The following is a 409-nucleotide window of genomic DNA, read 5'->3' as shown; positions in this document are numbered from 1 at the left end:
GGCGCAGATCTATCCCGGACACGTGGTGCTGGACGGCAACCATCCGCTTGCCGGCATCGCGCTGCGCCTGCACCTTACCGTGCAGGGCGTGCGCGAGGCCACGGAAGAGGAGATCGGGCGCGGCACGGCCGGCACGGGTTTCTTCCGCATCCAGCCGCCGGATACGGACGAGCCCTTGCTGCACTGAATGCGGGTGGCGCGGCGGACGCGGCAATGCGTACCGCCCGCAGAACGCACGGCCAAGAAAAAAGGACCCGAGGGTCCTTTTTTTGCTGGAGCCACGGCGACGCCGCCGGGCTTCGCGCCGTGATCACATGCGCGAGATCTGACCGCCGTTCAGGCGCACACGGTCGCCGGGGCGCAGGTCGCCGGGCGAGCCCACGTCGTAGGCGCGCTGGCCGCCCTGGTC

Annotated in this window: 1 pseudogene; it reads left to right on the top strand. The window is 70.2% G+C overall.

From position 1 onward, the window contains the following. Positions 1-187, top strand: a pseudogene (locus tag GVJ63_RS22060) (hypothetical protein); the annotation flags it as partial. Between the last annotated feature and the right edge of the window lie 222 nt (positions 188-409).

It is taken from the genome of Pantoea sp. 18059 (genome assembly GCF_902706165.1).
Classification (GTDB): Bacteria; Pseudomonadota; Gammaproteobacteria; order Enterobacterales; family Enterobacteriaceae; genus Pantoea; species Pantoea agglomerans.
The sequence above is the reverse complement of the archived record's forward strand: the minus strand, read 5'-3'. Positions and strand labels throughout refer to the sequence as shown.